The 8,194-nt window shown below is 61.6% G+C and carries 14 protein-coding genes; 1 reads left to right on the top strand and 13 read right to left on the bottom strand.

Annotated features, from left to right (window positions below; genetic code table 11):
* The first annotated feature begins 91 nt into the window (after nucleotides 1–91).
* Complete coding sequence (locus tag ACIQ36_RS16150; RefSeq protein WP_395831175.1) at nucleotides 92–1,306, top strand: tyrosine-type recombinase/integrase; 1,215 nt, start codon at nucleotides 92–94, stop codon at nucleotides 1,304–1,306.
* Here the strand turns inward: ACIQ36_RS16150 and ACIQ36_RS16145 are convergent.
* The 13 genes from ACIQ36_RS16145 to ACIQ36_RS16085 form a co-directional block, all read right to left on the bottom strand.
* Nucleotides 1,260–1,517 carry a helix-turn-helix transcriptional regulator gene (locus ACIQ36_RS16145; RefSeq protein WP_395831173.1) on the bottom strand — a complete coding sequence of 86 codons (258 nt, stop codon included), beginning with the start codon at nucleotides 1,515–1,517 and terminating at the stop codon, nucleotides 1,260–1,262. The genes ACIQ36_RS16150 and ACIQ36_RS16145 overlap by 47 nt on opposite strands.
* Nucleotides 1,514–2,254 carry a hypothetical protein gene (locus ACIQ36_RS16140; RefSeq protein WP_395831171.1) on the bottom strand — a complete coding sequence of 247 codons (741 nt, stop codon included), beginning with the start codon at nucleotides 2,252–2,254 and terminating at the stop codon, nucleotides 1,514–1,516. Before ACIQ36_RS16140 ends, ACIQ36_RS16145 begins: the two co-directional genes overlap by 4 nt.
* Nucleotides 2,251–3,261, bottom strand: a complete 1,011-nt coding sequence (locus ACIQ36_RS16135) for a DUF5131 family protein (RefSeq protein WP_395831169.1) — start codon at nucleotides 3,259–3,261, stop codon at nucleotides 2,251–2,253. Before ACIQ36_RS16135 ends, ACIQ36_RS16140 begins: the two co-directional genes overlap by 4 nt.
* A gap of 12 nt (nucleotides 3,262–3,273) precedes the next feature.
* On the bottom strand, nucleotides 3,274–3,879 hold the full coding sequence (locus ACIQ36_RS16130; RefSeq protein ID WP_395831167.1) for a hypothetical protein: 606 nt from the start codon (nucleotides 3,877–3,879) through the stop codon (nucleotides 3,274–3,276).
* An 81-nt stretch (nucleotides 3,880–3,960) separates the two neighbouring features.
* The gene (locus ACIQ36_RS16125) at nucleotides 3,961–5,013 is read right to left on the bottom strand and encodes a DUF2303 family protein (RefSeq protein ID WP_395831165.1); all 1,053 of its coding nucleotides are present in this window, start codon (nucleotides 5,011–5,013) and stop codon (nucleotides 3,961–3,963) included.
* 15 nt (nucleotides 5,014–5,028) lie between these two features.
* Nucleotides 5,029–5,391, bottom strand: a complete 363-nt coding sequence (locus ACIQ36_RS16120; RefSeq protein WP_395831163.1) for a hypothetical protein — start codon at nucleotides 5,389–5,391, stop codon at nucleotides 5,029–5,031.
* On the bottom strand, nucleotides 5,384–5,794 hold the full coding sequence (locus ACIQ36_RS16115; RefSeq protein WP_395831161.1) for a hypothetical protein: 411 nt from the start codon (nucleotides 5,792–5,794) through the stop codon (nucleotides 5,384–5,386). Before ACIQ36_RS16115 ends, ACIQ36_RS16120 begins: the two co-directional genes overlap by 8 nt.
* 37 nt (nucleotides 5,795–5,831) lie before the next feature.
* Nucleotides 5,832–6,383 carry a hypothetical protein gene (locus ACIQ36_RS16110; RefSeq protein WP_395831159.1) on the bottom strand — a complete coding sequence of 184 codons (552 nt, stop codon included), beginning with the start codon at nucleotides 6,381–6,383 and terminating at the stop codon, nucleotides 5,832–5,834.
* A gap of 27 nt (nucleotides 6,384–6,410) precedes the next feature.
* A complete protein-coding gene (locus ACIQ36_RS16105; RefSeq protein WP_395831157.1) occupies nucleotides 6,411–6,587 on the bottom strand; it encodes a hypothetical protein in 177 nt (58 codons plus the stop codon).
* Complete coding sequence (locus tag ACIQ36_RS16100; protein ID WP_395831155.1) at nucleotides 6,584–7,144, bottom strand: hypothetical protein; 561 nt, start codon at nucleotides 7,142–7,144, stop codon at nucleotides 6,584–6,586. The genes ACIQ36_RS16105 and ACIQ36_RS16100 overlap by 4 nt, the downstream gene beginning before the upstream one ends.
* A complete protein-coding gene (locus ACIQ36_RS16095) occupies nucleotides 7,141–7,392 on the bottom strand; it encodes a hypothetical protein (protein WP_395831153.1) in 252 nt (83 codons plus the stop codon). The genes ACIQ36_RS16100 and ACIQ36_RS16095 overlap by 4 nt, the downstream gene beginning before the upstream one ends.
* Nucleotides 7,393–7,402: 10 nt before the next feature.
* A complete protein-coding gene (locus ACIQ36_RS16090) occupies nucleotides 7,403–7,627 on the bottom strand; it encodes a hypothetical protein (protein WP_395831151.1) in 225 nt (74 codons plus the stop codon).
* An 8-nt stretch (nucleotides 7,628–7,635) separates the two neighbouring features.
* Nucleotides 7,636–8,103, bottom strand: coding sequence for a hypothetical protein (locus ACIQ36_RS16085; RefSeq protein WP_395831149.1), 468 nt, complete (start codon nucleotides 8,101–8,103; stop codon nucleotides 7,636–7,638).
* Nucleotides 8,104–8,194: the final 91 nt, after the last annotated feature.

The raw sequence follows: 8,194 nt of genomic DNA, 5'->3' as shown, positions 1-8,194 counted from the left end.
ACTGCCACCCCCTGCAACAAGCTAAATTATTGATTTTATCTATTTTTCTGTGTCCTGATGTGGCAGCTTGTGGTGCATCGTGACGCTGAAAATGTGGGGCAGAATTGTGGGGCAGCACGTCCTAAACCGGTTGAAGGATGCGGGTTTGCGGAATGCCGCGCCGGGCACATATTACGATGGCGGCGGGCTGATGGTTAGAATTACTTCGCGCGCCTCTTCGGGCCGGGCTGCTGGGCGGTGGCTATTGCGAATCATGGTCCACGGCCATCGGCGCGAGTTTGGGTTGGGTGGGTATCCGGAGGTGGGGCTTGCTGCGGCGCGGGCGGCGGCGCAGGCGCTGAGGGATCGGGTGGCGTTGGGCGATGACCCGATGGTCGAGCGGCAGGCGGTGCGGTCGGTGCCAACCTTCGAGGTTGCGGCGCGGGCGCTGTTTGAAGAGCGGCGCGCGGGCTGGAAAAATGGCAAACATGCCGATCAGTGGATAAACACCCTCGAAGCTCACGCCTTTCCGAAAATTGGCCGGCTCAAGATTGCGGAGGTTGGGCCGGGTGACGTGCGCGCCGTGCTGCTGCCGATTTGGACCGAAACCCCCGAAACCGCCCGGCGGCTTAAACAGCGCCTCGGCATGGTGGTTGATTTCGCGCTCTCGAAGGGTTGGCGCACAGAGCCGAACCCCTGCGATGCTGTGGTTAAGGGCCTGCCGCCGCAAAAAGGCGAGCGCGGTCATTTTGCGGCGCTGCCCCACAGCGAGATGCCCGATTTTTTGGCGGCGGTTCGTGCCTGTACCTCGACCCCGCTTGTCAAACTCGCTTTTGAATTTTTGATGTTCACGGCGGTTCGGTCGGGCGAAGTGCGCGGCGCGACCTGGGCTGAAATCGCCGATCTGGATGGCGCAGAGCCGGTTTGGACGATTCCGCCCGACCGCATGAAAGCGGGGCGAGTGCATCGAGTACCGCTTTCGACGGCGGCGGTGGCGGTGCTGCGACGGGCGCGGGCCGTGGCCCCGGCGGGCGATTTGATTTTCCCAGGGGGGCGCAGTGGAGGGGTGATGTCCGATATGGTGCTGACCAAGCTCATTCGCACGCTGAATTGGCCTAAGCCGGTTACGGCGCACGGGTGCCGGTCCTCGTTTAGGGATTGGGCGGCGGAAACCACCGATACCCCGCATGACGTGGTCGAGGCGGCGCTTGCCCATGCGCTGAAAGATAAAACGGTGGCGGCCTACCTGCGCACCGATCACCTTGAGCGGCGCGCGCTGCTTATGCAGCGCTGGGCGGACTATCTGCTGCCTGCCGCGCCTTTGTGAGGCTTTGCACGAGGCTCTTAATCTGCGCGTCGGTTTTTCCGGCGATTCGGGCGGCGATAACGGCATTGATCTCCGTTTCCGGCCAGCGCGAGGCGCGGGCGGTGACTTTAACCGGACTGGTCAGCAGCCCACGGCTTATCAACCGGTAAACGGTCTCCCGTCTCACCGCAAAGCGCGCGGCCACCTCTTCGGCTTTCATGAGGGGGGTCATGATGCGCCGCCTTCCTTGTCAATATTGCCGTACCGCACGTCGAAGCTATAGGCCAGTACCCACGGGTTGGCGTCCCAGCTTTTGGGGCCTTCATCGCCGTTGATCGCGCTCCAGAGGCTCCTATAGCTCTGGCGTGGATCGTCCGGGTGGTAGTGCGTGCCGCTCTCTACGGTGTAGCCGTTAAATCCCTCATCGAACTGCACGCCTTCGGCAATCGCATCGCGCTTGGTGATGTACTGTAAGCGTTGTAAGCGGACTTCGGTGACGGTTAGGGTTAGGCGTGATGCCCAGCGGGGCATGTGGATAGAGGGTCGGTCTTTAATGCCCAGGCGTGCGTCGGTGGCCGCATAACGAATTCCACAGAAAAGCGGGATGCGGTCTGGGTTGATTTTGTCGGCCCGGCATCCGTCATAGATCGTTGAGACAGCCCATGTCTCACGCCCCCAAAGAATGTCCCCAACAAGAACTTTGCTGCGCGCCTGCCAGCGGGAATAAGCGAAGGGATCGCCCCCAAGCGCCTCTGCTTGCCAATTCCAACCGCCTGCCTCAAGCATGCGTAGGTTCCGAACATAGCTGAAAGCCCTTTCGATCATCCTCTGGCTTGATTCTAGATTCCCTGTTTCGGGGTTGAAAAATTTAAGGTTTTGTGGCGACACGATCCGCCGGGTTTGGGTTTTGCGGCCCTCCAGCAGCGCGCGGACCATCGGGCCGGAAAAGAGGATGGGATGGTCGGTCACGCTGGTTCCCCCGGAAAAGCATCGTGGGTGCGCGCGTCGAGCGTCCGCCCGGTGGTTTGTTTGCTGCGGCGCTGCACAAACACCACGCGCTCGCCGTGGAAGCCCGTCCCCCCGGCTAAATTCAGGTAGCGCTTGTTATTGCCGCTCTCCCTGGGGCATCGCCTCCAATCCGGGTCATCGTGGTCGCGGTCATAGACCGTTTGCCACGCCCCCCACTGTTTAAAGAAAAATGGCACCCCGGCGGCGGCGCATTGGTCGCGGATCTGGCGAACCCAATCCGGGTGCATCGGGCGCGCGCCTGGGCCTGATTCGCCACCGACGATGACCCAATCTAGCCGCGCCAGCCATTCGGGTTTCAGGATGATCGGCCCTAGCAGCGGCTCGCAGCTTAGAAAGCGCTTGGCGGCAAGGGTTTCGAGGAGGGGCGGAATCCGTTCGTCGGCGGCGGCTTGATTCTCTACAGATGTCCCAATCCAAACATTTGGTAGCGGCCAAATCGTGAGATGCGCGATATCACCATCCAGCATGCACCCCCGACCCACGGCTGTACGCGGATTTTTGGCTGCTGCCTCTAAAGCAATGTTTAAGGCCGCTAAGCCAACAGGGTGCGCCCGGCGCGGTGGCAGGTACGCGAGCGCGCGTTCTGGCCGTTTGGTAAGGACTTGATAAGTATGCTGCGGGGTAAGGGCCATGACCGCAAAAATTAGGTCAATCGCTGGGGTGATGGCTCCCTCATAAAACGTGTCGCTCATGCTATTGACGAAGATGCGCCTGGGGTTTTGCCAGCGCAGGGGCTGATCCCAAGCCCCGGCGACATCGAATTTTTTCGTCCACCTAAATTCCTTGCCCACGCGATGCACGATCCCTTGGAACGGTTGTCCCTCGCCCGCGAATCGCCCCGCCATCCGTTCGGCGTAGCAGTTTCGGCAGCCTTCGGAAACGCGCGAGCAGCCCTTAAAGGGGTTCCAGGTGGCGTCAGTCCATTCGATTTTGGTACGGTCAGCCATGTCTCTCTCTCCTCACCCCATCCGGGGCAGTAATAGCCGCGCATCTTTAAGCCACGCATCGGCCGCGGCGGTCCATGTGAGCGGCTTTATTTTGCGGTTCATTGGTCGCGGCATGGGGCGCGAGAAGGTCACGGTGTGCGCGTGGAAATCGCGTGCTTCGGTTACTAGCAACACTTGGTCGGCATGTTTGACTTCGGCGGCGATATCGGGCGGTGGCGGAAACTCCAGGCCAGCGGCGCGGTGAATGGCCAACGACGACATATCTTCGAGGTGCCGCAGCGCCGGGCGCTTGCCGTAAGTGGCCAGCGCCTCTTTGAGCGGCGTCGGCCAATCGCCTAAATACGCCTCTTGCGCGTCATGCAGCAGGGCGTAGGGCTGTGCATCTGGCCCGACGATCTTGGCGACCTCGACGCAATGTTGCGCGACCGAATAGGGCACAAGCGTATGCCCGTTGAAGCGCACGGTCATTGCCAGCGCGCGTGCAATATCATTCCACACCACGTCTTCCGGGAGGGGATCGAGATAATACCAGCGCCCGCCCGAGTTGGTTTGCAGCCACGGCCCCCGCTCCCCCGGAATTGGGGCGCTGGGAATCGGGGAAAGGGTGATGCTGGTCATGGGCTCACTCGTTCGCGCGGCGGGAAAAAGGCCCCGGCGGCGCACCGCCGGGGAAGGCTCGGGAGGAACAGACAGGCGCGCTTAAAGCGTGCCGAAGAACAGCGGCAGACCCGTGCGGTCGGCAGCGGCGCGCGCGGCGGCTTCCACGGCGATGCGAATCATCCGTTCCGGCTCAATTATTTGCAGCGCCCACTTAATCGCCCCATTTTTCGGCAGGCGATAATAGAGCCGCACCGGCAGCAGATGGCGTTGGCCGTTTTCAAAAACAGGAATATTAATCAAGAACAGTTCCGGTACTTTTAGGGCGCGCCCATCTTTATCTAAGTGATCGTCTTTATAGGTGAGGGTTTTTTGACCCGATTTAGGGTCGTATGATTGCGCGGCGGTGCTGTTGTTGGTGATCTCGATGCCTACTGCGAACTTTTCCATATGCAGTTCGGTGGCAAAGCGCTTGCGGCGCAGCTTGTAGAGGGCCTTGCGCGGAATGTACCGATCATCCTCCGGCTCCGGCCCTTCGGAATCGAGCAGCTTGCCGTCCTGGTCGATATAGCGGCCTTGCCCGTCCATCAGGCTGATATCGTCCCGCAGGTTCAGCAGGTCCAGCATCAGGTTAAGCTGGTCGGCTTTCAGCATTTGCCAATCGGTCGGCGGGTTGTGGATATCGACCGCGCGATCTTCCAGAAAATGCGCGAAGTCTTGCTGATCCATTAGGTCGCCGTTGGCCGTTTTCATCCATGCTTTCATCGGTTCCGACAGGGGAAAAGCGTAATCGGCCCGGTGGGTGTTAAAGCTGGGGTCGGCGTCGGCCCCCGTGCCGTGGTAATCGACCTTCAGCGTTAGCTTGTAGGGCGAAAACAGCGTGGCGTGCAGGGCCGATTCGGGGCGTTTGAAGCGGTTGGCGTAATCGACCAAGCTATCCAGGGTTTCGATTTTGGCGTCGGCCTTAATGCGTTCGGGCCGTGTGCGGTATTCGTCCTGAAATTTTTTCAGGCTGACCAGTTCGCGGCCCTTCGAAAGCTCCGCGATTTGGATTTTTTCGCTGGGCTTTTCCGGATTAGGGATTTCCCAGGTTGACCCATCGGTCAACGCCGTGGCGGCGGTAAAGAGTTCGTGCAAATCGGTGGTTGGGTTCATTTTATCCTCGGTGGGTTAGTTGCTGTTGCGCCGTCCGAGGTTCGCGCCCTCGAACATCGTGCCGCGTGCCGGATCGCGCAGGCTGATCCGGTTGTCGTCGGTGATGAAGAACCGGTCCTTGGTGCTGGGCCGATTGGGTTTTTTGGTTTTGGAACTGATCTTCACGTCCAACCCTTTCCGGTCGGCGGTGAAATCGATGGTGATGGTCAGGCTGCCTTTGGCCGTATCGACGTGATGGTCGCAAATCTGCGTTTGCAGACTTTCGACGACCTCGTTCATCTCCTTATTCAGGCCATCGAAATCGTCACCGCCGTTGGCGCGCTCTATCAGTTGCGTGACGGTTCGCAACTGAAACGCACGTTCATCGATTTCAGACATTGTCTCCTCCTGTAGATTGGGCCGCGCCGGGCATTACCATCGGGCGGGGTGGGAAGGGGTAGATGCGCCCGCTGGGTTTGCAGGAGCTTCGGGCGCGGTGGGCACGCCGGGCGTGCAGAAAATCCGCCATCGCGGCGGAACTGATCGGCTCCAGCGCGGCGATGCACACCGTCCAGCGTTTGCCGCTGGCCGAGAGAACATCGGCGGTAAAGCTGCCCGAATGAATGCCGATCACCTCGACCGTGCCGATCTGCACGGCATGGGCGGGCGCGCCAACCGCGAGCCACGCGGGCACGGGCGGCGGATCGGTCAAATCCTTCACCCACGCGCGCAGCTTGGCCGCGCGCTGCCAGAACCAAAGCGCCCAGGCGGTGCGGGCGGGGGACCAAAGCCAAGGGGTCATGTCGGGCACCTCGCGCCGAAGGGGGAGCCGCGCCGCGCTAACCGGCGACGGCGGTATCATCTTCGACTACCGCATCGGCCCCGCCGGGTGCCGGGGCGGACTCAACCGGCGCGGCGTCGGCTTCCGCTTCCGGCGGCGCGCGGCGGGCTAGGGCGGCTGCTGCCTCCTCCAGCGTGGCGAAAACTTGGAACTCCAAGGGAGACTTGGGGGAGCAAAGCACGTAAACCGGCGGCTCCAGGCGCGTCGCACGCTCGACGACATAGACTTTTGTTGCGTCAATGCCGGAAATTTCGCTTGGGTAGGCGCTTGCAAGCGATGGCCAGAAGCCGCTCGACCGAGCCCCATTAAACCGGAACAAATCCCCCACGTCCGGCCCGGCCACCGGTTCTTGCGGCGGGTTGGCGAGCGCGTCCCGAATCTGTTCCAGCCCGCCACGCGCGGCGCTGAAAGCGCTATCGTGCTGGGCGCGGGCGGCGGGATCGCCCATCATTTCAGCACTGGCAAGCGCGTGGTGCTGCATGGAAAAGGCCAGAAACTGGGTTAGCCCGGTGATAAGCTGGGCGGGCAGGCGCACAAAATTTTGCGACATGGGAGTCTCCGTTTAAGGAAAGGGGCGTTACGCCCGAAGTTTTTGGGTGGTTTTGCCCTGGGGCCGGGGCATCGGCATCGGTGGCGGGGTGGTGTACCCCGCTGCCAGCAGCAGCGCCCGGCGGGAGGTGGTGTTCAGGGTAAGCTGGGTCGTGCTCAGGCTGGCCTGATACGCGCCGCCGATGCCCTGGCGAAGCGGGTTCATGCCGCACCTGCCGTTTCGGCTAGGGGTTCTACCCAAACGACGATAAAGTCGCCGTCATCAAGGGGCCAGCAGCCGACCAGGGTTGCGTTTGGGTAGGTGTCGCCGAAGTCGTCTTGAGCTTCGCGCGCAATCGCCGCGATATGGGGTGATTGCAGAGAATCATCCTCATGAAAGTGCTCTTCGCTTGGCTCGAAAACGTGAATATGAGCCTTTAAGCCTTTGGTTTCTGCGAGCGCCACGAGATCGGCAACGTCGGTTTCTTCATCAGCCTGATCCGCGAAGCTGGGCCAGAACGCGTCCTTGCTGTAGGTCACGCGGGTCAGGCGACGATAGGTCGCCAAATCCATCAGCGTAAAATCAGCGTAAATCTGCTTAAGGCTTGCGCGAACGGCTGCCGCGCCTGCCGCGCGTTCGGCTGCAATGGCAGGTTCCGTGTTTCCTGTTTCGCAAGAAGGCAACGTTGAACAATAGGCTTCCTCCGAAACCTTCAGCGCGTGGCTGACCATCCTCAACAAGTCGTCGTCATCGATACGGTCAACAAAGTCAGCCGCGCTCATGCCGCACCTGCCGGGGCAGCTTGGGCAGCTTGGCCGAAGCGCGGCGATTGGCGGGCGGCGCTGGAATTCAACCGGCGCCGGGCGATTTGCCGGGCTTCGGGGCCGTGCGCCAGCAGATCGGCCCGGCTCCAGCCGCGCTCAATCACTTCATCGTCGGTAACGCTATGGTCGTCGCCCTGCTCGCGGACGATGGTCAGAATATCCGCCGCCATCTCGGCAGCCGGGGTTTTGTTGGGGCGGTGGGCCATTGGGGGGCTCCTACTGCAAATGAGTTTGTGGGGTCGTTGGCAACCCGCCCAGTGCGGGCGTGGTGGTGCCGCTGGTGAGGGCGGCGAGCTTCACCGCTTCGGCCCGGCAAATCGCATGAGCATTCACGCCGATGGCAAAGCCGGTGGTGGCGTCCATACGGCCCGTTTGCAGGTCATTAATCGTTGCCATTGCGGCAGCAGCGGCCTGATCCAGCAAAGCGATATCGTTTTTCATGATGTCTCCTAGGCCGCTGTCGCTTTGCGGGCGGCGCGTTTGAGGGTTCGGGCGGTTTTCGTAGCGGCAACCAGGGCGGTGCCGATGGCAACGGGCGGGGCTTGGTCTTTTTCGAGCGCAACGCGCCCGCCCTGTTGTTCGATTTTGTAGGTCAGCAGCGCGATGGCGCTGGCGGGCGCTTGTGCCAGAACATGGCGGTTTAGGGCGGCTTTCGGGCCAACTGCCGCGCCCCAGGCAAAGGCATCGCCCGCGCCGGATTCGGTGGCGGCTTTAATCGAGGGCGGGGCCACAATGGTCAGATCGCCAAAGCTACGCGCTACAGCGGCGCTGAAATTATGCAAGAAGTTATCGCGCTGCGCCGCCTGCCGGGCTTGCCGCCGGGCTTTGCGCTGGCGCAATTTGCGATAGCGGTAACTGCCGCGCTTGCACCGCGCCATTGCCTGTTGCAGGGCTTCGGTCGTGTTGGCCCGCGCCAATTGCGACTTCCTGAACCTGTCGTCTCCCGACGAATCCAGGGATGTCGGAACCCAGCCAATTGCGCTCCCCCTGTCATCCCCCGACGACTCT

The sequence above is a fragment of the Elstera sp. genome, from assembly GCF_044372965.1.
Classification (GTDB): Bacteria; Pseudomonadota; Alphaproteobacteria; order Elsterales; family Elsteraceae; genus Elstera.
This window is presented reverse-complemented; position numbering and strand designations above follow the sequence as displayed.